Genomic DNA, 24,233 nt, shown 5'->3' with positions numbered 1-24,233 from the left:
TTTTAAAAGGTGAAATTCATTCCTAAAGAAGCGCTATTAAATTCTGCAAAAGAATACGAAGCATTTAATCCAAAAATTCCTAATTTTAAATTTGCTCCTAAAGTTGAAATTAAACCGTCTGTATCTTCATTTATGTTAACTGGATCTGTAACTCCTTCTGAAAAAACAGCAAGATTAGATACACGATATTCTCCGGCTAGTTTTGTTTCGCTTTGGCCATCTACATAACCAATTGAGCCATAGAAATTAATTTTATTTAGTTTTGTACCAACAATAGCTTGATATAACATTGTACTGGTTTCTGTTTCTATTCTTTGATTGCTTCCTGCTACACGAATGTTTCCTTGCAAATCGTACTCACCGTTTAATTGAGTATAAGCAATTAGTCCGGTAACAGTAAGTGGGAACAAGCTATCTTCTTTTAAAAATGCTGTAAAGTCTTGCTGTAAACCAATACCATAAAAGCCTGTTTCGACATCGTTTTGGTCTATTTTAGGAAAGTACCTCACCTTAACTTGTGTACCATAAAATGGAGCAAAGCTAGCTTGCAAGAAAGCTGTTGGCAAGGTGTTTATATTCATTTCGGCTAGGCCTGTTGGCAAGTCTATTGTTATTTCTTGACCTCCAAATATTGGCGCATCGTAGGTAAGAATTACTTGTTGTTTTGGGTCTCTATGCCCTAAAGCGGTAACTACTGTTTTTGAAGCACTATTATCTGGAAAACGTAAGTTATTATACTCATTTGCTCTTAAAACAAATTCTCGATCTTCATCTTTAATAAATACTCCATTTCCAATAATTGAAATTTCAAATCCAAAACGTTTAAGTGTTTTTGTATTGTTGTACCAACTATTATTAATACCATAAACCAACGCGCTATTGGCTGGTCTAAGATAATCTGCTGCAAAACGTTGTGCATCTTCTGCTCCAGCAATTAAAAAATCGTCTAGATTTTGTGATGATATTGATACCGAAAATAGTAACGTTACTATTAATGTTATTTTAATTTTCATGTTATATATTTTTTTGTTAGTTATTATATTAACGTAAATAGAGGGTTTTTAGTTTTAAAATTTTTATAAACCAAACCAATGTTTTTGTACTTGATACGGATAGCGCTCATAAATTGAATTATCTTCACGCATAGTATTATTATTTAAAAAATCTTCTTTAGCTTCTATAAGCATAACTTGGCCTTCATCTATTTTTTTTATATTAAACAAACTTAAGGCTTTATAATATTTTACATCGCTAAATTTTGGCTGTTGCAACAAGGCTTTATCGAAAACTTTTATAGCATTTTCATAATCTTTTAATTCATATTTTGCAATTCCTAAATACATTAAATCTGTATAATGCACCCAATCTTCGCTTTCTTCTCTTATAGATTGATCTATACTTTTTTGAAAATAATCTTCAGCTTTTTTAAATTCATTTAATTGCAAATTACATAAACCTAAATAAAAATAGTAAGAATGATCCATAACATAAGATGCTCCATTTAGCTTTAATGCCTTATTAAAATCTAATATTGCATCTTTATAGTTTTTAGAGAAAATACATTTTATAAATGCCATATATTCTACATATGTTTTTGGATCTAAGGCTGCTGCTTTCTCTAAATATGGTAATCCTAACTCATCTTTATCTTGTTTATACAAAGGCATAGCTCTTTGTTGGTAGAAGTAAGCAATATTAGGATGTTTTTTTATGGCAGAATCTAAAGCTAGTCTTCTTTCTTGAGAGTTTAAATAATACTTATTAACCTTTTCCATAACCTTATTTACAATAGAATCTCTCTTTTCTACAGAAAAATTAACATTATCGCCTTGTGCCTTATTTGTTTTAGAGCTTGTATTACATGAGAGCACAAAAAGACTAATTATTATAAAAAGACAACTTCTAACACCTAACATAAAAATAGAATTAAAAAAAGCCTGTATGAATAAAACATTACAGGCTTTTGATTTAAGTTTTTAAAACTTGTAAAAGTATTTATGCATCAATATTTGCATAGACAGCATTCTTTTCTATAAAATCACGTCTTGGTGGCACTTCGTCTCCCATTAACATTGAGAATACTCTATCTGCCTCTACTCCATTGTCTATATGAATTTGACGTAATGTTCTAAACTCTGGGTTCATAGTTGTATCCCAAAGTTGTTCTGCATTCATCTCTCCAAGACCTTTATAACGCTGTATTTTTGCTCCATCTCCATATTCTGCCATTAGTGCTGCACGTTCTTCATCGTTCCATGCATACTGCTTTTTAGCTCCTTTTTTAATTAAATATAAAGGTGGCGTTGCAATATAAATGTGTCCGTTTTCGATTAATTCTTTCATATAACGGAAGAAGAATGTTAAGATAAGTGTTTCAATGTGAGAACCATCAATATCGGCATCACACATGATTACTATTTTATGGTATCTTAATTTTGAAAGGTTTAGTGCTTTACTATCTTCTTCTGTACCTATAGTAACACCTAAAGCTGTAAAAATATTTTTTATTTCTTCATTTTCAAAAACCTTATGTGTCATAGCTTTTTCGACATTAAGAATTTTACCTCGTAATGGTAAAATAGCTTGAAATGCTCTATCACGACCTTGTTTTGCAGTTCCACCTGCCGAATCTCCCTCTACAAGGTATACTTCACATTTTTCTGGATCTTGCTCTGAACAGTCTGATAATTTTCCTGGTAAACCACCAATACTCATTACTGTTTTTCGCTGTACCATTTCACGCGCTTTTTGTGCTGCGTGACGTGCTTGTGCTGCAAGTATTACCTTTTGTACAATGGTTTTAGCATCTTCTGGATGTTCTTCTAAATAATCGGATAACATTTCAGACACTGCTTGACTTACAGATGCAGATACCTCTCTGTTTCCTAATTTAGTTTTTGTTTGGCCTTCAAATTGTGGCTCTTGAACTTTTACAGATACAATTGCTGTTAAACCTTCTCGAAAATCGTCTCCTGCAATATCAAACTTAAGTTTGTCTAACATTCCTGATTCATCTGCATATTTTTTAAGCGTGTGTGTTAAACCACGTCTAAAACCAGAAAGGTGCGTACCTCCTTCGTGTGTATTAATGTTATTTACATAAGAGTGTAAGTTTTCTGCATATGAGGTATTATAAACCATTGCAACCTCAACTGGCACGCCATTTTTTTCACCTTCAAAAGAGATTACATCTTTCATTAAAGGTTCTCTTGTAGCATCTAAAAATTTGATAAATTCTTTTAATCCTTCTTCAGAATGAAATGTTTCACCTTCGTAAGAACCATCTTCTTTTTTACTTCTTTTATCTATTAAGTGTACTGTAATACCTTTATTTAAATACGCTAATTCACGCATTCTACTTGCTAAAGTATCGTAGTTATACTCTAAAGTTTGAGTAAATATTGTTGGATCTGGTTTAAAGGTTACTGTTGTTCCTCTTTTATCTGTATCGCCAATGGCTTTTACTGGATATAAAGATTTACCACGTTCGTATTCTTGCTCCCAAATTTTACCGTTTCTGTAAACTGTTGCTGTTAAATGTTCAGACAATGCATTTACACAACTTACACCAACACCGTGAAGGCCACCAGATACTTTATAAGAATCTTTATCGAATTTTCCACCTGCTCCAATTTTAGTCATTACAACTTCTAGTGCAGAAATACCTTCTTTTTTATGTATGTCTACAGGAATACCACGACCATCATCTTCTGTTGTAATCGAGTTATCCTCGTTAATTGTTACTGTAATATTATCACAATGTCCAGCTAAAGCTTCATCAATTGAGTTATCTACTACCTCGTAAACTAAATGGTGTAAACCACGTACTCCTACATCTCCAATATACATTGAAGGACGCATACGTACGTGCTCCATTCCTTCTAATGCTTGAATACTATCGGCCGAATAATTGTGCTTATTAAACTCTTCTTTTTTATCGCTCATATAGATATTATATTTCTTAAATTAATTTGTACTGTCACAAAATCTGAATTTTTGACGACAAACAAATATACGAAAACATTAAGCTTATTTAACACCGTTTAACGGATTTACGCGTTTTTTATTAACAATTGTTGATTTTTGCAAAGTTGCTTAAATCGCTTAAAAACCACCTTAAAATAGATTTTAGCTTATTTTTAATTCTTGTAAAAAGCTAAAAATGCAAAAATCCCGCAAATGCGAGATTTTTGAGCTAATAATCTTATTTATTTATTGTAAAATATGCATATTTAAGATGTAGCATAAGATTTATCATGAACGTTTGCAATTGCACGACCAGAAGGTTCGTTCATGTTTTTAAATGCTTCATCCCATTCTAAAGCTGTTGCTGTACTACATGCTACACTTGCTTCTTGCGGTACACTTTTAGCTGCCGCATCGCTTGGAAAATGACTTTCGAAAATAGAACGGTAATAAAACTCTTCTTTGTTTTGTGGTGTTTGGATTGGGAAACGGAATTTTGCATTTTCCATTTGCTCATCGCTTACTTCTTTTTCTACAATTTCTTTTAAAGTATCAATCCAGCTATAACCAACTCCATCACTAAATTGCTCTTTTTGTCTCCATGCTACACTTTCTGGCAACATGTCTTCAAATGCCTTACGGATTACCCATTTTTCCATGCGTTCTCCATTAATCATTTTATCTTGTGGATTAATACGCATTGCAACATCCATAAATTCTTTATCTAAAAATGGTACACGACCTTCAATTCCCCAAGCAGCTAAACTTTTGTTAGCTCTTAAACAATCGTACATATGTAACTTATCTAATTTACGCACTGTTTCTTCATGAAACTCTTTTGCGTTTGGCGCTTTATGGAAGTATAGGTAACCTCCAAAAATCTCATCGGCTCCTTCGCCAGACAACACCATTTTAATTCCCATAGACTTAATAACTCTTGCCATTAAATACATAGGTGTGCTTGAACGTATTGTTGTTATATCGTAAGTTTCAATGTTATAAATTACATCTTTAATAGCATCTAATCCTTCTTGAATTGTAAATTTAATTTCATGATGCACTGTACCAATATGATCTGCTACTTTTTGTGCAGCTGCTAAATCTGGAGAACCTTCTAAACCAACCGAAAAACTATGCAATTGTGGATACCAAGCGTCTGACTGGTCGTCTGACTCCACACGCTTTTGTGCATATTTTTTTGCAATTGCAGAAGTTACTGAAGAATCTAATCCGCCAGAAAGTAAAACACCATAAGGCACATCACTCATTAATTGTCTACGTACTGCAGCTTCTAAAGCTTCTTTTACCTCAGCAATGCTAGTTTCGTTTTCTTTTACAGCATCATATTCGCTCCAATCTCTGTTATACCATTTTACAAACTTACCATCTGTACTAGACATATAATGTCCTGGAGGAAACAATTCTATTTTTGTACAAATACCTTCTAAAGCTTTAAGCTCTGAAGCTACATAAAAAGTTCCGTTTTGATCCCAACCTATATATAAAGGAATAATTCCCATATGATCACGAGCAATAAAGTATTCGTCTTTTTCTGTATCATAGATTGCAAATCCAAAAATTCCATTTAAATCGTCTACAAAATCAACACCTTTTTCTTGGTATAAAGCTAAAATAACTTCGCAATCACTTTGTGTTTGAAAATCATATTTTCCTTCAAATTGCTTACGAATTTCTCTATGGTTATAAATTTCGCCATTTGCAGCTAAAACCAATTTGCTGTCTGGGCTAAATAATGGCTGTTTACCTGATGCTGGATCTACAATTGCCAAACGCTCGTGTGCTAAAATAGCTTTGTCGTCACTATAAATACCTGACCAATCTGGACCACGATGACGAATGGTTTTAGACATTTCTAAAACCTGAGGTCTTAAATCTTCACTTTTCTGTTTTAAATCGAAAGCACATACAATTCCACACATAACTTATATATTTTAAATTCTTTTATTCTAATTGATATAGCAAATATTGGTTTTATGTTTCAATATTAAAACATTAAACACTATAACACTTACACTTTAAAACTTAATTTAAAAAAATGTATTAAAAACGAAACAATAAAACATAAAAAAGGAAGTCTAAACTTTAAATTGTTAAGTTTAGTGCTTTAAAATAAAAAAGCCTTCAAATTTGAAGGCTTTTATTTAAGGTATATTTAAATATTTATGAGTTTGTAGTGACACTTTCCATTTAGGGTTTGCCATAACGTAATCTACAATCATTGGGACTACTTTATCTCTTTTACTCCATTCTGGCTGTAAATATAAAATACAATCGCCGTTTACTTTTTCTGCTTGTTCTTCGGCAAAACGAAAATCGTCTTTATTGTATATAATACATTTAAGTTCGTTTGCTTTATCGTACACACCTTGAGTAGGTAGTTTCATTTTTTTTGGCGATAAACATATCCAATCCCACTCACCTGTTAACTCATAAGCTCCAGATGTTTCTATATGAATACTCATACCTTCAGCTTTTAACTGTTTTGTTAGCTCGGTCATATCCCATGTTAGTGGTTCGCCACCAGTAACAACAATAGTTTTACTGTATTGCTTTGCATTAGCAACAATTTTTTCTGTTTCTGTTGGTGGATGCAATTGCGCTATCCAACTTTCTTTAACATCACACCAATGGCAACCAACATCGCAACCACCAATTCTTACAAAATAAGCAGCTGTACCTTTATGGAATCCTTCACCTTGTATGGTATAAAACTCTTCCATTAACGGTAACATTTTACCTTGGTTTACTAAATTTTGAACTTCTTGCGTCATAGCTTGCAAAGATACATTACGTTAAACTTTTTATAGTTCAATTTTTCTATTTATTTTTTTTTTAGTTTTGTAACGATAGCAAAATAAAACCCTCAAACATATCCCTTAATGTTTAAAAAAATAAGTATTACCCTAATTATTGTTCTTTTTAATCTCTTAAACACCTATTCTCAAGTAGGTATTGGCACTACAAATCCAGACGATGGATCTTCATTACAAATTGATAGTACTACTGGTGCTTTTGTACCACCAAGAATGACTACAGAACAGATGAATTCAATTTCCACTCCTTTAGATGGAGCATTAGTTTTTAATACCACTTTAAATTCCTATTGTGTTTTTAAAAATAATAATTGGTCTAGCTTGAATAATAGTTCCATTATACTAAACAAAAGTTATTCTAACGGAAATAATGCCTTACAAACACCCGATAACACCTATGTAGATTTCCCTATTGGTAGTGATGATGTTATCGCTACAAATCCAAATGCATATGAAGTTATTGGTGATGGAAGAGTAAAAATAAAAGAAGAAGGAAATTATTTATTTAGTGCATCTCTCTCTACCTCAAATATGCCTAGCGGTAATAAAAAATACATTTTAGCCATAAATATTAATGGTAGCTTAGTTGCTTATTTATCTAGAGGTTACTCTTCTTTACCAAGCACTAATTATTGGGGAACCAGCGGAAATATAATGTATCCTGTTTCTGAAAACGATATTGTTACATTTCGTTACGTTTTAAATAATGAAGATAGCCCATTACATGCTAAATTTATAAATTTTGGCATTACTAAACTTAATTAACAACAGCTTTAAACACACTGTAAAATATTGGTGATTAAGTTGAAAAGGAGATTTTTTTCTTCTTTTTTTTTCATGTATTTTTATCCAAAATTATATAAGCATGGGTAGACAAGACGAATTCTTTAAACACATAACTAACGGTAATATTACTAAAGGAGAATCTATTACTTTAGGCTCTGCCATGTTAGATGGCAAAACTATTAAGGATGCCTTTGTAAAAGTACCTTTAAAAACTATGAATCGTCATGGTTTAATTGCAGGTGCAACTGGAACAGGAAAAACAAAAACCTTACAGGTATTAGCCGAAAACCTAAGCGATCAAGGTGTTCCCGTTTTATTAATGGATATTAAAGGAGACTTAAGTGGTTTAGCCCAACCAAGTCCAGGTCACGCCAAAATAGATGAACGTCACGCGGCTATAGGTTTAGATTTTGAAGCTAAAGGTTTTCCTGTAGAAATTATGTCGCTTTCCGAGCAAGATGGCGTACGCTTACGTGCTACAATTATAGAATTTGGTCCAGTACTATTATCTAGAATATTAGACCTTACAGATACACAAGCAGGTATTGTTGCTGTAATTTTTAAATATTGTGATGACAACAAATTACCTTTATTAGATTTAAAAGATTTTAAAAAAATATTACAATACTGTACTAACGAAGGAAAAGAAGAATTTAAAGAAGAATATGGAAGAATTTCTTCTGCTTCCACCGGCGCTATTTTAAGAAAAGTAATTGAAATTGAACAGCAAGGTGGCGACTTGTTTTTTGGAGAAAAAAGCTTTGAAGTTGAAGATTTAATGAGAACCACAAGAGATTCTCGTGGTTATATAAATATTATTCGTTTAACAGATATACAAGATAAACCAAAATTATTCTCAACTTTTATGTTGAGTTTATTAGCCGAAATCTATGAAACTTTACCAGAGCAAGGCGATTCTGGCAAACCAGAATTGGTAATGTTTATTGATGAAGCTCACTTGATTTTTAACCAAGCTTCTAAAGCATTATTAAACCAAATAGAAAGTATTGTAAAACTAATACGTAGTAAAGGCGTTGGTTTATATTTTGTAACCCAAAACCCAACAGATATTCCTGAAGGCGTATTAAGTCAATTAGGTTTAAAAATACAGCATGCTTTACGTGCCTTTACTGCAAAAGATAGAAAAGCAATTAAATTAGCTGCACAAAATTATCCTGATACAGAATACTATGACACTGCCGAAATTTTAACCGCTTTAGGAACCGGTGAAGCTCTAGTTTCTGCTTTAGATGAAAAAGGACGTCCAACACCATTAGCAGCAACAATGATGCGTGCTCCAATGAGTCGTATGGATATTTTAACTCCTAACGAACTTCAAAATTTACTTGACGACTCTAAGCTTGTTTTAAAATACAACGAAGAGATTGATAGAGAAAGTGCTTACGAAATGCTTAATAAAAAAATAGACAAAGCCGAAGAAGCTAAAGCCAAATTAGAAGCACAAGAAGAAAAGGAAAAAGCCGAAGCTAAAGCTAGAAAGGCAGCAAGTAGAACTACAACCAGAAGACGAAGCACTGCACAAAACCCAATAGTAAAAGTACTAACAAGCGCAACCTTTATTCGTAGCGTATTTGGCATACTAAAAAAAGTAATGTAATTAAGTTAGCACTTAAAATTATTATACCTAAAAAACCTTTCTAAAATTAAAAGAAAGGTTAAATAAATTATTACAAAATAAATTAAATGAAAAAAACAATTTTTGCCCTACTTACAATTTTAATAGTAATGACTTCTTGCAACAAAGAGGTAGATTTATTTTTAATATCAAAAAACAACATTGGCCTATTAACAGACTCTACGCAAGTTAAAGACCTAAAAACAGTTTTTGTAAACGATTCTATAGTAAGAAAAATTGCCGGAGATGAGTTTTTGGGCAATGTAAATGAAATTAAGATTTTTGAAAAAGGAGGAAAACCATTATTAGAATTATTACCTAAAGAAGCTCTTGACTCTACAACAACTATTGGCACAGTTAAAATTATAGACCCACGTTTTAAAACTAAAACTGGTATTTCTACATTAAGTACGTTTAGTGATATTAAACAAAATCATAAAATATCTAGCATAGAAAATACAATGCGAAACGTTATTATTTTTGTAGATGAAAACAATACCTTTTTTACAATAAGCAAAGAAGAATTACCTGAAGAATTACGTTATGACGAAGCTAAAAAAATTGACGAAATTAACATTCCAGACAATGCTAAAATAAAATACTTTATGGTACGATGGTAGTTTAAATTTCACTTAATTAATAGTTATAAAAACTATACATTTAAATTTAAAAAATTGAACAAAGTAGAAATTCATAAAAAAACATTTCCAAAACTAAATTTAGCTATAGGTATTATATGGTTTTTATCGGGTTTCAGTTCTTTATTAGACGAAGACAAGAGCATGTCATTTTTTAATGGCTTAAGCCTTGTTTTAGGTATTCTTTATATTTTTCTTTCTTTTTACGAAAGAAAACCTTTTTACATTATTGAAAATAAAAAAATAAAAAAAAATCACTTTCCATTAAAAGAATTTGACCTATCTTCTTTAAGTAAAATAATCAGATTTGCTTCGAGCTATGAATTGGTTTCAGAACATCAAAAATCATTTAAAATAAACACCGAAATTTTTGACAAAGCATCTTTACAAAAGTTAACTAGTATTCTTGAAGAATATGAAAGTAAAATAAACAAACAATGAATCCACTTTTTGGTAAATTTTTAGTAGATATTGCTCGTAAAAGAATAGAAGGAAAACAACTAAAAAAACAACCTATAACAGACACACAAATTGCGCCAGTTGTAAACAATATAAAAGTTGAAATTAGCCATGCAATTAAAGAATATATTTTTATAATTTTTGGTGTTTTCTCAGCAGGATTTGGCTTAAACGGTTTTTTACTTCCAAATCAATTTATAGATGGTGGCGCAACTGGTATTTCATTATTACTTCAAAATATAACATCCTTACCTCTTGGTGTTTTATTACTATTTGTTAATCTTCCTTTTTTGTTATTAGCAACACGAACCATTGGTGTTAAATTTGCAATAAAAAGTTTTATAGCCATTACATTTTTAGCAATTGTAGTACATTTTGTTAACTATCCAACTATAACAGAAGACAAATTATTAATTGCCGTATTTGGAGGCTTTTTTTTAGGATTAGGAATAGGAATGGCAATGCGTGGCGGAAGCGTTATTGATGGTACAGAAGTTTTAGCTATTTATTTAAGCAGAAAACTATCTCTAACCATTGGTGATGTTTTACTACTAATTAATATCCTTATTTTTTCGGTAGGTGCATACACGCTTTCTATAGAAACCGCACTTTACGCAATACTTACCTATTTGGCTGCTGCAAAAACAGTAGATTTTGTTGTTGATGGCGTAGAGGAATATGTTGGCGTTACTATTATCTCTAAACACCATGAAGCTATGAGGTTAATGATAACCAACAAATTAGAGCGCGCCTGTACTATTTATGCTGGAAAAGGAGGTTACGAAAGCAATGCAAGCGGCACAGATAAAGATATTATTTACACCATAGTAACTAGGTTAGAATTAGCTAAACTTAATACAGAAATAGATAAAATAGATAAAAATGCTTTTATTATAATGGGTATAGTAAAAGATTTAAGAGGCGGAATGATTAAAAAAAAGCCTTTAAAATAAAAAGAGAATAACATTATGAAAAAGAAATTTACAATACAAAACAGCCCATTTGTTGTACCAACAACTGATGGTAAATTAATAGAAGAACACTTTGGGCAAGCTACAGATGGTAATAAAGACATTAGTATTGCACATATGGTTGCTCCTGCTGGCTGGAGCGAACCGTTTCAAACACCAGAGTTTGACGAGTACACTTATATTATTAAAGGCAAAAAGCAGTTTATTATTGATGGCGAAGAAATAATTTTAGAAGCTGGACAGTCTATTAAAATTGAAAAAAATACTAGAGTACAATATTCAAATCCGTTTACAATAGCTTGCGAATATATTGCAATTTGTACACCTGCATTTTCTATGGATTTAGTAAATAGAGAAGAGTAAAATTATGTCAAAAAAAATTGTGAAAATTATTGGAAGCTCTTTAAACGCACTTAGTTTGTTTGCTCCAGAATATGCTTCAGAAAAAGCATTAGATTTATTTGCAACACCAAGACAAGGACGTATTTCAGAAAAACAAAAGGCTTTTTTAAATACAGCTAAAACATTTCAGCTTAAACACGATGGCTTAGACATTACAACATACCAATGGCAAGGTGATGGTAAAACCATTTTACTTGCTCATGGATGGGAAAGTAATTCTCACCGCTGGCAAGTTTTAATTGAAGAACTTCAACAATTAAATTACAATATAATTTCTATAGATGCTCCTGCACATGGTGCTTCTACTGGAAAACAATTTAATGCCATTTTATATTCGGAGTGTATACATGTAGCAGCGCAACATTACAAACCTCAAATTATTGTTGGACACTCGGTTGGTGGTATGTCTACAGGTTTTTACCAGCATACTTACCAAAATAAAGATTTAGAAAAGTTAGTTTTACTAGGTGCGCCATCAGAATTTACAGGTGTTTTTAAACGTTATGTAGATATGATGGGATATAACAAGAAAATTGAAAATGGCTTAAATAACCTTGTTGTAAAACGCTATAACAAGCAACCTTCTCATTTTTCTTTAGCTAATTTTGCTAAAAAAATTGACACTAAAACCCTTTTAATACATGATGTTGAAGATAAAATTATACCGCATAGTGATGCAGAGTTAATTGCAAAACATCATAAAAATGTAGAATTCATCTCTACAAAAGGTTATGGCCATGGTTTACGAAATGAAGTTGTTAATAAGCATGTTATCGATTTCATCCAATCTTAAATTGTATTTTTGCTTTCTATGGAAGAAAAACAAACAAGACTAAACAAATATCTTAGCGAAGCTGGTTATTGTTCACGACGTGAAGCCGATAGGTTAATTGATGCTGGACGTGTAACTATAAATGGTGCTGTACCAGAATTAGGTACTAAAGTTGGAGACAATGATGTTGTTGAAGTTGACGGAAAATCTATTACAGAACGAAAAGCAGACTTTGTTTACCTTGCTTTTAACAAGCCTGTAGGTATTGTATGCACAACAGATACACGCGTTGAAAAAGACAATATTATAGATTTTATAAAATACCCAAAACGTATTTTCCCAATTGGTAGGTTAGATAAACCTAGTGAAGGTTTAATTTTCTTAACAGACGATGGTGATATTGTAAACAAAATACTTCGAGCAAGTAATAATCATGAAAAAGAATACATTGTCACTGTAGATAAACCAATTTCGCAAACTTTTATAAAGCGTATGGCTGGTGGTATTTATCTTGAAGACTTAGATAAAACAACTAAAAAATGTACCGTAAGGAAAATAGACTCTCAAACCTTTAGTATTATACTAACGCAAGGTTTAAATAGGCAAATTAGACGTATGTGTGAGTATTTAACCTACGAAGTTACATCGCTTAAACGTGTACGTATTATGAATATTAAACTTGATGTGCCTATTGGTGAATATCGAGAATTTACGGCTGAAGAATTAAAAACTTTAAACATGCTTTTAGAAGATTCTGATAAAGATTATACTGAAAGTAAACTTAGTAAAAAGATTCATAAAATAAACAGAAGAAAACCTAATTAATCCTATAACAAAACCGAAAATTTATGCCTAAAATATCTCCTTTTCACATTGCTATTCCTGTACATAATTTAGAGGCTTGTCGTGATTTTTATAAAAATATACTTAATTGTGAAGAAGGCAGAAGTAGCGATCATTGGGTAGATTTTAATTTTTTTGGACATCAATTAGTTATACATTACAAAGCAAAATCTACAATAGAAAATGAAGAAGATGCTTCTAATCCTGTAGATGGTAAACAGGTACCAATACCGCATTACGGTGTTGTTTTACCATGGGAAACTTTTAAAGAATTGGCTAGAGATTTAAAACAGAAAAATGTTGCATTTGTTATAGAACCATACATAAGGTTTGAAGGCTTAGTTGGAGAACAAGCTACAATGTTTTTTAAAGATCCTTCTGGTAATGCCTTAGAGTTTAAAGCCTTTAGAGACATGAATCAATTATTTGCTAAGTAGTTTGTTTTTTAAACTTTTTGGCTATGTAAAATGGTAAATATATTATTAAAAAATAAGGCAGAATCATTAATTCTACTACCAACAAATACATTGGCCAATCGCCTAAATAATCTAACAAAGACGCCGATTTTGGCTTTTCATTTAGATAAGAATAATTTCCGCCTAAAACGTAATTAATTCCAAAAATTATAAGCATATATAGTTGTAATGCAAAAAACGATTTAAATACACTTTTAAATTTAGGTCGCATATTTAAAACAAAAGTTGCATAAAATATAATAACTAGTAAACCTAGATGTGCAATCCAGTACCTTAAGTATTCAAAACTTAGAAAGCCTTTAGAAATATCTGGTGTTATAACTGCTTGGCTTGTTCCTGCAATAATCCAAAATAATAAAATTTCGTAAAGCCAATATTTTCTTGAGTGTGTAAAAGTAAATACAAACAGTGCCATAAAACTGCACAAGTACAATGGCAAATCTGTTACAATACTATAACCACCTTTAAAATAGGCGTACAAATGATATATTAATACAGTAAGCGATACAAAAACACCTAAGCTTTTAAATACGGTAATTTGTTGTTCCTTGTTTAGTTTTTTATTAGCAAAAATAATTAAGCATATTGTAAATATAACTGCAAATAATACAGGCAAAATATGCTCTATACTACCAATAGCAACCTGCAATGTTGTAAGTGCGTTAGCAAAAACCACCCTTAAAAACTTATTTTAATCTATGTTGCTCTCTTGCCAACAATGTATTTTTAAGTAGCATAGCAATTGTCATTGGTCCTACTCCACCAGGAACAGGTGTAATAAAACTTGCTTTTTTACTTACATTCTCAAAATCTACATCTCCTGTAATTACATAGCCTTTTGGGTGAGACTCATCTGCAACTCTTGTAATTCCTACATCTATTATTACGGCATCATCTTTTACCATTTCTGCCTTTAAAAAGTTTGGCACACCTAATGCCGAAATAATAATATCTGCTTGAGATGTTATTTGTGTAATATTTTTTGTGTGACTGTGAGTAAGTGTTACTGTAGAGTTTCCTGGAAATCCTTTACGACCCATTAAAATACTCATTGGACGACCAACAATGTGCGAACGACCAATTACTACAGTATGTTTTCCTTTTGTATCTACTTGGTATCTATCAAGTAATTCTAAAATACCAAATGGTGTTGCTGGTATAAAGGTTGACATATCTAATGCCATTTTCCCAAAATTCATTGGGTGGAAACCATCAACATCTTTTTCTGGATTTACCGCCATTAATACTTTTTGAGTATCTATTTGCGGTGGTAATGGTAATTGTATTATAAAACCATCAATATCATCATCATTATTTAAGTCTTCTATTTTATCTAATAACTCTATTTCGCTTGTGGTGTTAGATAAACGTACCATTGTAGACTCGAAACCTACGCGCTCGCAAGCACGTACTTTGCTTCCAACGTATGTTAAACTGGCGCCATCATTACCAACGATTACAGCTGCTAAATGCGGCACTTTTTCGTTGTTAGCTTTCATTTTATCAACTTCAGCTTTGATTTCTTCTTTTATATCGTTGCTAATTTTTTTACCGTCTAAAATTGTCATAGTATCTTAATGGTTTCTATGCTAGGTTTTAAATTTTAAAACCGTTGCTAATTTATTTATAATGTGAGCTCTAATTTAATTTTCGAGTTCGGGATTGTTTTATTTTTATCTTAAACAAAAAAACATGAGTTACCTCATGTTTTTCATTGCATTCATCATTGCTTTTCCTTTTCCGCCTTGCATCATTTTCATCATTTTGCTCATTTGGTCAAACTGCTTTAGTAATTGATTTACTTGTTGCACAGATGTTCCTGAACCTTTTCCTATTCGCTTTTTTCTACTGGCGTTTATAATTGCTGGGTTGGTTCTTTCTTTTACTGTCATAGAATGTATTATTGCTTCTATGTGTTTAAAGGCGTCATCGTCTATGTCTACATCTTTCATCATTTTTCCTGCTCCAGGAATCATGCCTACAAGATCTTTCATGTTACCCATTTTCTTAATTTGCTGAATTTGCTTTAAGAAATCGTCAAACCCAAATTGGTTTTTAGCAATTTTCTTTTGCAGTTTTCTTGCTTCTTGCTCGTCAAATTGCTCTTGAGCTCTTTCTACTAAAGATACAACATCTCCCATTCCAAGAATACGATCTGCCATACGTGAAGGATAGAAAATGTCTATCGCTTCCATTTTTTCTCCTGTACCAATAAACTTAATTGGTTTATTTACTACAGATTTAATAGAAATTGCTGCTCCACCACGCGTATCACCATCAAGTTTTGTAAGTATTACACCGTCAAAATTTAAAACATCGTTAAATGCTTTTGCTGTATTTACTGCATCTTGACCTGTCATAGAATCTACTACAAACAGTGTTTCTTGTGGTTGAATTGCTGTGTGAATGTTAGATATCTCGGTCATCATGGCTTCGTCTACAGCAAGACGACCAGCTGTATCAATAATTACAACATTATGTCCATTTTCCTTTGCATGAGCAATACCTGCTTGTGCAATGGCAACAGGATCTGTATTACCTTTATCGCTATAAACATCTACCTTAATTTGGTCTCCAACTACATGTAATTGGTCTACGGCTGCTGGTCTATAAACATCACAGGCTACTAGTAAAGGTTTTTTAGTTTTTTTGCTTTTTAAGAAGTTTGCTAGTTTACCAGAAAATGTTGTTTTACCAGAACCTTGTAATCCAGACATTAATATTACGGTTGGTGCTCCAGATAGGTTTATACCTGTAGCATCTCCTCCCATAAGCTCGGTTAATTCGTCTTTAACGATTTTAACCATTAATTGTCCTGGCTGTAAGGTTGTTAATACGTTAGCTCCTAAAGCTTTTTCCTTTACACGGTTTGTAAATTCTTTTGCTATTTTAAAGTTAACATCGGCATCTAAAAGTGCACGACGAACTTCTTTTAAAGTTTCGGCAACATTTACTTCTGTAATGCTTCCGTGACCTTTTAGTACGTGTAGCGCTTTATCTAACTTTTCACTTAAATTATTAAACATAGTCTTTTAGTATTCTATAATCAGGTTACAATAGGCAGCCTGACGCGTTCTTAAGATTCGCAAATTTAATAATTTGAAGTGTATAAATGAAGTTTCAACTCAATAAATTAAATCAAAAAAAAGAGCTGCCAAAAAAAACGACAGCGCTTTCAAATTAACTCTCTTAAAAAGCAATATGGCATTACTTAAAAAGATAAATTAACTACAATATTTATCTAATATCAGTTCTCTTCTAGCATTACTAACAACTAATATTTTTTTTTATAAATGAATTTTAATGATTTAAAAAACATAACCCAAAAAGTATATTTAGTTTTTTTTAAAACTGGTTTAATTAATATTAAAACAATTTACTTTTAAAAATCCCTAGCTCTGTATTTGTTTTTTTTTACTTTTAGAAAGTTTTAAAATTGTTTATGGCTAAAAATTTACATGATAATATTTGCGATGAAATTCGTTTTAATGCATTGTTTAAAAAACATGCAAAAGACTTAAGTAACTTCCTATATTATAAATTTGGAGACCACTTAAATCCAAAAGACAAAACTCAAGATGCTTTTATTAAATTATGGCAAAATTGCAAAAAGGTAACTCCCGATAAAGCGAAAAGCTATTTATTTACTATTGCTAATAACTTAATGCTGAATGAAGTAAAACATCATAAAGTTGTATTAAAACACCATCAAACTAAACCAAAACATTATACAAACGAATCTCCAGAATTTATTTTAGAAGAACAGGAATATAATTTAAAACTACAAACTGCTCTCTCAAACTTAACCGATGCACAACGTGTAGCTTTTATGATGAATCGTGTAGAAGGTAAAAGACATAAAGAAATTGCTGAACTTTTAGGAATTAGTACTAAAGCTGTTGAAAAACGAATTTATGGTGCTTTAAAAAAATTAAGAGAAGACATTAAAGAACTCTAACTAGTATAAAAAAATTATTATGGTAGGAGATTTTATTATTTAGTTGTTATATAGTTGGATAAGTAATATGAAACGAGAAGATTTAATATTAAAATGGTTAGATAACAACCTTAATTCGCAGGAACTTGAAGCCTTTAAAGCGCTTGAAGATTATGACGAATTAATAAGGTTGAACAAATCTTTACAGCAATTTAAACCTGAAAATTTTGATTCGGACTACGAATTAGAAAGGTTAAATGCTACCTTAAAAAATAAAATTAAAAAGAAAAATAATTGGTTAAAACCTTTTTTACGTGTCGCTGCAATTTTAGCTATTTGTTTATGTGGCTATTACTACTATACAACAACCTTAGACACGAATTTTAATACACAATTAGCCGAAAAAGAAAATATTTTACTTCCAGATAATTCTCAAGTTCAACTAAATGCTAAATCTACTCTAGCTTTTAATAAAAGTAGTTGGAAAGACAGTAGAGATTTAGACCTAAATGGTGAAGCTTATTTTAAAGTAGCTAAAGGCTCTAAATTTACAGTACACACCAATGCTGGAAATATTTCTGTATTAGGTACAGAGTTTAATGTAAAAAACAGAACAAATCTTTTTGAAGTCACTTGTTATGAAGGTTCTGTAAAGGTTGAACATAATACTACTACACGAATTTTAAAACCTGGAGAAAGTTTTTTAATTTTAAACGGTAATTTAGTTGAAAAACCAATAGTAAATAACACGAGTCCATTTTGGATTAATAATGAATCTGCTTTTAAAAGCATGCCTTACTCACAGGTGATTGCTGAATTTGAAAGACAATACAATGTTACATTTAGCGTTAAAGATATAGACACTAATAAAGTGTTTACTGGTAGTTTTGCGCATAATAATTTGGACATTGCATTGCAAGCCATTACATTACCGCTTAACTTAACCTATTCTAAAAATAACAATAAGATATCGCTTAAGCGTGAGTAAAAAAATTACGTTCGCACTATTAATTATCCTATTCTTTTTTAGTTCTATTAGTGTGAAATCTCAAACTTTTAAAACTGAAAGACTTCCGCTTACAACAATTTTAAAAGCTTTAGAAAAACGTTTTGATATTAGGTTTACCTATGCAGATAAAACCATAGAAGGTGTAGAAATTAATGAGCCATCTAAAATATTATCTTATAATGATGCTATAACTTACTTAAGAACAAATACTAATTTAAATTTTAAAATAATAAATAGTCGTTTTGTTGCTATTGCACCAAGTAGAAAAGTAACTAGACCAATTGAAGCTTTACAAGAAGTACAATTAAAAACCTATTTAACTACAGGTATTTTAAAAACTAAAACTGGAGAAGTAGTATTAAATACAGAAGAATTTGGCATACTTCCAGGTCTTATAGAGCCAGATGTTTTACAAACTGTACAAGCATTACCTAGTGTTTTAAGTATAGACGAATCGGTTTCTAATCTTAATATTCGTGGTGGCACTCATGACCAAAATTTAATTTTGTGGGATGGTATTAAAATGTATCAATCCGGACATTTTTTCGGACTTATTTCTGCATTTAATCCAAATTTAGTATCTAACGTTGTGATTTCTAAAAATGGAACAAGTGCATTATATGGAGATGGAGTTTCTAGTACAATTGACATGCGATTAGATACAGATTTAAATCAAAAAAACACTTCTGGGCTAGGTTTAAATTTAATTCAATTAGATGGATTTACTAAACTTAAACTACAAGATAATATGGAGCTACAAGTGTCTGCTAGACGCTCTAATACAGATATTGTTAACACACCAACATACACACAGTACTTTAATAAAATATTTCAAGATTTAGACGCAGACAATTCTTCAATAAGCAGTAAAAAATCTACCTCTAACGAAACTTTTTATTTCTACGATATAAGCGCAAAATTATTACACGACCTCTCCTATAAAGATAAATTAAGAATTAGTTTCACTACCATTTATAATTCTCTTGATTATATAGAGAGTAGCTTCAACAATAATACTACAACTGCTTTAAATAATGGCATAACACAAAATAATCTTGCTGCAGGATTAAACTATAATAGACAATGGAGTAAATTTGTAAGTAGTGAATTGCAAATAAATGTTTCAGACTATAAATTAAAAGCGACAAACTTTAATACCCAAAACAACCAAAGTTTACAGCAAAACAACGAAGTTTTAGACAAAGGCATTACTTTTCAGTTAAAATTAGATTTTAACGATAGGTTACGATGGATTAATGGTTATCAGTTTTCTCAAGTTGGTATTACCAATTTAGAAATACAAAATAATCCTGAATTTAGAAATAATACTGAACATGTAGTAAATACTCATTCTACTTTTAGTGAATTTACTTTTTCTTCTTATAACAATAAAACACATTTAAAAATTGGTACAAGAAGCAACTATTTTAAACCATTTAATGTATTATTATTAGAACCTAGAATTAGTGTAAATCATAAATTTTTTAAACATTTTAAAGTTGAATTATTAGGTGAAATAAAAAGTCAAGTTACGTCTCAAGTTATAGAAAGACAAAACGATTTTTTAGGAATTGAAAAACGCCGCTGGATCTTAGCTAATAACACTACATTACCTATAATAGAAAGTAATCAAGCCTCACTTGGGTTACACTATAATAAAAACAAACTGTTAGTTAGCGCAGAAGCTTTTATAAAACATGTAGATGGTATTACTTCCCGAAGTCAAGGTTTTCAAAACCAATATCAAAACATTAATGCTATTGGAAATTACGAAACAAAAGGCATAGATTTTCTAGTAAATAAGCAATTTAAAACATTTAGCACGTGGCTAAGCTACTCTATAAGTGATAATAACTATTCGTTTCCTACATTAAACAACGCCCAATCTTTTGCTAATAACACAGATATATCTCATGCATTAACCTTTGCAGGAACCTATACTTTAAATAGTTTAAAATTAGCTCTTGGTTTTAATTGGAGTTCTGGAAAACCTACCACTACTCCAAACAATGAGTTACCTGTATTTGATAATGCTATTAATTACGACACTGCAAACAACACCAATTTAGACGATTATTTTAGAACCGATTTCTCTGGTACTTATAATTTTAATTTGGCAAAAAAAACAAAAGCAGAGTTAGGTTTTTCTATTTGGAACATACTAAACCGAAAAAATACAATTAATAGATACTATATTTTAAATAACGATAATTCTATTTCTAAAATAGATAATAAATCGCTTGGTTTTACTCCTAATTTAAGTTTTAGAGTATTTTTTTAGCAATTGATTTTTTCATGTTTTTAAATTAGTTTTGTGTAAAAACTAATATTAAATAATATTATTAAACTTTAAAAAACTCAATAAAATCAATAGATTGACAAGAATGTCGTAAAAATGTCGCAAACAAACCGTTATCAAACAAGTTGTTTCATAAGTAGTTTTGTTAAAACAATAAACCAAAATTAATTATGACTGAAATCGGGAAAAAAATAAAAGAGATAAGAAAGAAAAAAGGATTATCTCAAGAAGAATTAGCAGAATCTGCTAAAGTTAATTTAAGAACTATTCAACGAATTGAAAATAATGAAAGTGAACCTCGTGGTAAAACACTAAATTTAATTTGTAATGTTTTAAATATAAATGCAGAAGACGTTTTGGATTACGGAAAAAAAGAGGATAAAACTTATCTTATAATTTTTCATCTTTCTGTAATAACATTTTTAGCAATACCAGTAGGAAATATAATTCTTCCTTTAATTCTTTGGATGAATAAAAAAGATAAAATAACTGGTCTTAAAAAAATTGGAGAAAATTTATTGAATTTTCAAATTATATGGTCGATAATAGCATTCTTATCTATTTCAGGATACGCATTTTCTAAAATAATGCATTATGGATACTATCCTATATTACTTTACATATTTATTGGTCTTTATGTTCTAAATATAATATTACCAATATTTTTTGCCATTAAAACAAATAAAGGTAAAACAGACAGTTTATACCCAAATATTATAAAACTCATAAGATAATTTATAACTAATACATGTGCATGTATTTAATCTTTATGTGCTAATTTAGTTTTAAAACACACAATTAAATTAGCACATGTATTTGCTTAAATATTTATTATTTTAATTAGTCTCTAATTAAAGGCATTGTACTACAGCGTAATAATCCTTCTTGTTTAGAAATTTCGGCATAGGGCACTTCTTCAACTGTAAAACCTTGCTCTCGCAACCAAGTATTTAATCGTGTAAACTTTTTTTCAGAAATAATTACGTTTTCAGAAATTGAAAAAATGTTACTATTCATATTATACATTTCTTCTTTTGTTATAATAAAACAATTGTCTTTTCCGAAAAAATTTAAAAGCCACTCATACTCTTCTTCTTCAAGAAAACCTTCTTTATGTAAAATTGCTTTGTTTGTACCAATAGGCTGAAAACAACAGTCTAAATGCAATGCATTATCTCTTGGGTTGGTTTGCGACTTTCTTAAATTAAAAGATTTTACTTTTTTATGAGGAAATGTTTTTTCTAAAAATTCAACTCCTTGAATATTTGTTCTTGCTACAATATAATCTGAATAATCGCTTTCTCTATATGTACCAACAAAAATATAATCGTTCCAAGGCATAACGTCTCCTCCTTCAATATGTACTTCTTCCGGTGGACGTATAACCTTTTCTGGATTAATTTTATCTATAATGTATTGTATAGCCTCTAGCTCATTTTCTCGTTCTGGTAATATATTTGCTTTTACAAAAACATCGTCAATTACAAAAGCTATATCTCTTGCAAAAATTTGATTGCAATTTTCTATTAATTCTGGTCTATAAACTGTTACATCGTATTTTTTAAACACACTAGCTACAGCTTCCATTTCTTTAACCATATCCTCTTCTACAGGATAAGTTCCTGCTTTTATATGCTCTGCAGATTTAGGGTCGTAAGCTTCTTCTAAACTTGGTGTAGGCCCATTACTTTTTGCTGTACCTAAAACAACAGCTCTAAGCCGTGATGTTTCGTTTTTTATATTAAGTTTTAACATGGTAGTAATATAAAAAAAGCCTCATAATTTCTTATGAAGCTTTATATAAAATTTTAATTATTTTATCTATTTTCTATAGATTTAAAATCTCTTAAATTTTCTCCAATATAAATTTGTCTTGGACGTCCTATTGGCTCTTTACGGTTTCTCATTTCTTTCCATTGCGCTATCCATCCTGGTAAACGACCTAAAGCAAACATAACTGTAAACATTTCTACAGGAATACCCATAGCTCTGTAAATAATTCCTGAGTAAAAATCTACATTAGGATATAATTTTCTTTTTACAAAGTACTCGTCACTTAATGCTTCTGCTGCTAAGCCTTTAGCAATATCTAATACTGGATCTTCAACACCTAAATCTCCTAGAACTTCGTCTGCAGCAACTTTTATAATTTTTGCACGAGGATCGAAGTTTTTGTATACTCTATGTCCGAATCCCATTAAACGGAAAGGATCGTTTTTGTCTTTAGCCTTAGCCATAAACTTTTTAGTATCTCCTCCGTCTTCTTTAATTGCTTCAAGCATTTCTAAAACAGCTTGGTTTGCACCACCGTGTAATGGTCCCCAAAGTGCAGAAATACCTGATGATAAAGACGCAAATAATCCTGTGTGTGCAGAACCAACTATTCTTACTGTTGAAGTAGAACAGTTTTGTTCATGGTCTGCATGTAGGATTAATAATTTATCTAATGCATTTACTAATATATCGCTTTGTTTATAAGTTTCGTTTGGTTTAGAGAACATCATATTTAAAATGTTTTCTACGTAACCTAAAGAGCTATCTCCATAACTTAATGGCATACCTTTTTTCTTACGCATTGTCCAAGCGACTAATACTGGAAATTTTCCCATTATCTTACATACGGTATTGTACATATCTTCTTCAGAATCTACATTTACCGATGAAGGATTAAAAGCTGTTAACGCACTTGTTAAAGATGATAACACTCCCATTGGGTGTGCTGACTTAGGAAAAGCATCTAATATTTTCTTTACATCGTCATCTACAACAGATTGCTCTTTGATATCTTCATTAAATTTATCTAATTGCTGCTGAGTTGGTAGCTCGCCAAAAATTAACAAATATGCAACTTCTAAAAAGTCTGCTTTTTCTGCTAGTTCTTCTATAGAGTAACCTCTATATCTTAATATACCTTCTTCTCCATTTAAAAAGGTAATGGCACTTTCGCAAGAACCTGTATTTTTATAACCAGGATCTATAGTAGTAACTCCACCAGTAACACTTCTAAGTGTTTTTATATCTATTGCGACTTCATTTTCTGTTCCTACAATTAAAGGAAACTCGTGCTTTTTTCCGTCTATTTCTAACGTAGCAGTTTTTGACATATTTTTATTTGTTTTTTTCTAGTTTATTGAGGACTGCTAATTTACAAAATAAGCTCCTATTTATAAAGTATATTTACAAGGATTTAACAATTTAAGTATTG

At 30.8% G+C, this 24,233-nt stretch carries 23 protein-coding genes; 13 read left to right on the top strand and 10 right to left on the bottom strand.

Annotated features, from left to right (window positions below; translation table 11 throughout):
- Window positions 1-2: 2 nt before the first annotated feature.
- The 5 genes from BWR22_RS04130 to BWR22_RS04110 form a co-directional block, all read right to left on the bottom strand.
- Window positions 3-1,013, bottom strand: coding sequence for a DUF6588 family protein (locus tag BWR22_RS04130; protein ID WP_076732164.1), 1,011 nt, complete (start codon window positions 1,011-1,013; stop codon window positions 3-5).
- Window positions 1,014-1,076: 63 nt separating this feature from the next.
- Window positions 1,077-1,871: a tetratricopeptide repeat protein gene (locus tag BWR22_RS04125; RefSeq protein ID WP_241828229.1), complete on the bottom strand. Its 795-nt coding sequence runs from the start codon at window positions 1,869-1,871 to the stop codon at window positions 1,077-1,079.
- 124 nt (window positions 1,872-1,995) lie between these two features.
- The gene (gene gyrB / locus BWR22_RS04120) at window positions 1,996-3,945 is read right to left on the bottom strand and encodes a DNA topoisomerase (ATP-hydrolyzing) subunit B (protein ID WP_076732162.1); all 1,950 of its coding nucleotides are present in this window, start codon (window positions 3,943-3,945) and stop codon (window positions 1,996-1,998) included.
- Window positions 3,946-4,232: 287 nt separating this feature from the next.
- Window positions 4,233-5,906 (bottom strand): asparagine synthase B, encoded by a 1,674-nt coding sequence (asnB, locus tag BWR22_RS04115; RefSeq protein WP_076732161.1) that lies wholly within the window; start codon window positions 5,904-5,906, stop codon window positions 4,233-4,235.
- A 222-nt stretch (window positions 5,907-6,128) separates the two neighbouring features.
- On the bottom strand, window positions 6,129-6,758 hold the full coding sequence (locus BWR22_RS04110) for a 7-carboxy-7-deazaguanine synthase QueE (protein WP_076732160.1): 630 nt from the start codon (window positions 6,756-6,758) through the stop codon (window positions 6,129-6,131).
- A 108-nt stretch (window positions 6,759-6,866) separates the two neighbouring features.
- Here BWR22_RS04110 and BWR22_RS04105 point away from each other — a divergent pair, with 108 nt between their 5' ends.
- The 9 genes from BWR22_RS04105 (at window position 6,867) to BWR22_RS04065 (ending at window position 13,744) form a co-directional block, all read left to right on the top strand.
- Window positions 6,867-7,565 carry a hypothetical protein gene (locus BWR22_RS04105; protein ID WP_076732159.1) on the top strand — a complete coding sequence of 233 codons (699 nt, stop codon included), beginning with the start codon at window positions 6,867-6,869 and terminating at the stop codon, window positions 7,563-7,565.
- Between the two features lie 100 nt (window positions 7,566-7,665).
- A complete protein-coding gene (locus tag BWR22_RS04100; protein WP_076732158.1) occupies window positions 7,666-9,204 on the top strand; it encodes a helicase HerA-like domain-containing protein in 1,539 nt (512 codons plus the stop codon).
- 86 nt (window positions 9,205-9,290) lie between these two features.
- A complete protein-coding gene (locus BWR22_RS04095; RefSeq protein ID WP_076732157.1) occupies window positions 9,291-9,842 on the top strand; it encodes a hypothetical protein in 552 nt (183 codons plus the stop codon).
- Between the two features lie 54 nt (window positions 9,843-9,896).
- A complete protein-coding gene (locus tag BWR22_RS04090; RefSeq protein WP_076732156.1) occupies window positions 9,897-10,301 on the top strand; it encodes a hypothetical protein in 405 nt (134 codons plus the stop codon).
- Complete coding sequence (locus tag BWR22_RS04085) at window positions 10,298-11,272, top strand: YitT family protein (RefSeq protein WP_076732155.1); 975 nt, start codon at window positions 10,298-10,300, stop codon at window positions 11,270-11,272. Before BWR22_RS04090 ends, BWR22_RS04085 begins: the two co-directional genes overlap by 4 nt.
- A gap of 15 nt (window positions 11,273-11,287) precedes the next feature.
- A complete protein-coding gene (locus BWR22_RS04080; protein WP_076732154.1) occupies window positions 11,288-11,653 on the top strand; it encodes a cupin domain-containing protein in 366 nt (121 codons plus the stop codon).
- A gap of 4 nt (window positions 11,654-11,657) precedes the next feature.
- The gene (locus tag BWR22_RS04075) at window positions 11,658-12,485 is read left to right on the top strand and encodes an alpha/beta hydrolase (RefSeq protein WP_076732153.1); all 828 of its coding nucleotides are present in this window, start codon (window positions 11,658-11,660) and stop codon (window positions 12,483-12,485) included.
- A gap of 18 nt (window positions 12,486-12,503) precedes the next feature.
- On the top strand, window positions 12,504-13,289 hold the full coding sequence (gene rluF, locus BWR22_RS04070; RefSeq protein ID WP_076732152.1) for a 23S rRNA pseudouridine(2604) synthase RluF: 786 nt from the start codon (window positions 12,504-12,506) through the stop codon (window positions 13,287-13,289).
- Window positions 13,290-13,312: 23 nt separating this feature from the next.
- Window positions 13,313-13,744, top strand: a complete 432-nt coding sequence (locus BWR22_RS04065; protein WP_076732151.1) for a VOC family protein — start codon at window positions 13,313-13,315, stop codon at window positions 13,742-13,744.
- On the opposite strand, the gene BWR22_RS04060 is transcribed toward BWR22_RS04065, so the two are convergent.
- The 3 genes from BWR22_RS04060 to ffh all read right to left on the bottom strand — a co-directional run bounded on the left by BWR22_RS04060 (window position 13,737) and on the right by ffh (window position 16,809).
- Complete coding sequence (locus BWR22_RS04060) at window positions 13,737-14,459, bottom strand: YwaF family protein (RefSeq protein WP_083678198.1); 723 nt, start codon at window positions 14,457-14,459, stop codon at window positions 13,737-13,739. The genes BWR22_RS04065 and BWR22_RS04060 overlap by 8 nt on opposite strands.
- 10 nt (window positions 14,460-14,469) lie before the next feature.
- Window positions 14,470-15,351, bottom strand: coding sequence for a bifunctional 5,10-methylenetetrahydrofolate dehydrogenase/5,10-methenyltetrahydrofolate cyclohydrolase (locus tag BWR22_RS04055; RefSeq protein WP_076732150.1), 882 nt, complete (start codon window positions 15,349-15,351; stop codon window positions 14,470-14,472).
- Between the two features lie 129 nt (window positions 15,352-15,480).
- Window positions 15,481-16,809, bottom strand: a complete 1,329-nt coding sequence (ffh, locus tag BWR22_RS04050; RefSeq protein WP_076732149.1) for a signal recognition particle protein — start codon at window positions 16,807-16,809, stop codon at window positions 15,481-15,483.
- 416 nt (window positions 16,810-17,225) lie between these two features.
- Here ffh and BWR22_RS04045 point away from each other — a divergent pair, with 416 nt between their 5' ends.
- The 4 genes from BWR22_RS04045 (at window position 17,226) to BWR22_RS04030 (ending at window position 21,762) form a co-directional block, all read left to right on the top strand.
- Window positions 17,226-17,741, top strand: a complete 516-nt coding sequence (locus BWR22_RS04045; RefSeq protein ID WP_076732148.1) for an RNA polymerase sigma factor — start codon at window positions 17,226-17,228, stop codon at window positions 17,739-17,741.
- A gap of 67 nt (window positions 17,742-17,808) precedes the next feature.
- Window positions 17,809-18,708, top strand: coding sequence for a FecR family protein (locus tag BWR22_RS04040; protein WP_076732147.1), 900 nt, complete (start codon window positions 17,809-17,811; stop codon window positions 18,706-18,708).
- Window positions 18,701-21,010, top strand: a complete 2,310-nt coding sequence (locus BWR22_RS04035) for a TonB-dependent receptor plug domain-containing protein (RefSeq protein ID WP_076732146.1) — start codon at window positions 18,701-18,703, stop codon at window positions 21,008-21,010. Before BWR22_RS04040 ends, BWR22_RS04035 begins: the two co-directional genes overlap by 8 nt.
- A 188-nt stretch (window positions 21,011-21,198) precedes the next feature.
- The gene (locus tag BWR22_RS04030; protein ID WP_076732145.1) at window positions 21,199-21,762 is read left to right on the top strand and encodes a helix-turn-helix domain-containing protein; all 564 of its coding nucleotides are present in this window, start codon (window positions 21,199-21,201) and stop codon (window positions 21,760-21,762) included.
- Between the two features lie 106 nt (window positions 21,763-21,868).
- On the opposite strand, the gene BWR22_RS04025 is transcribed toward BWR22_RS04030, so the two are convergent.
- On the bottom strand, window positions 21,869-22,783 hold the full coding sequence (locus tag BWR22_RS04025; RefSeq protein ID WP_076732144.1) for a dimethylarginine dimethylaminohydrolase family protein: 915 nt from the start codon (window positions 22,781-22,783) through the stop codon (window positions 21,869-21,871).
- 62 nt (window positions 22,784-22,845) lie between these two features.
- On the bottom strand, window positions 22,846-24,132 hold the full coding sequence (locus tag BWR22_RS04020) for a citrate synthase (RefSeq protein ID WP_076732143.1): 1,287 nt from the start codon (window positions 24,130-24,132) through the stop codon (window positions 22,846-22,848).
- Window positions 24,133-24,233: the final 101 nt, after the last annotated feature.

Origin of the sequence: Lacinutrix venerupis, from assembly GCF_001971745.1 — a bacterium.
In the GTDB taxonomy this organism is placed as follows: domain Bacteria; phylum Bacteroidota; class Bacteroidia; order Flavobacteriales; family Flavobacteriaceae; genus Lacinutrix; species Lacinutrix venerupis.
The sequence above is the reverse complement of the archived record's forward strand: the minus strand, read 5'-3'. Positions and strand labels throughout refer to the sequence as shown.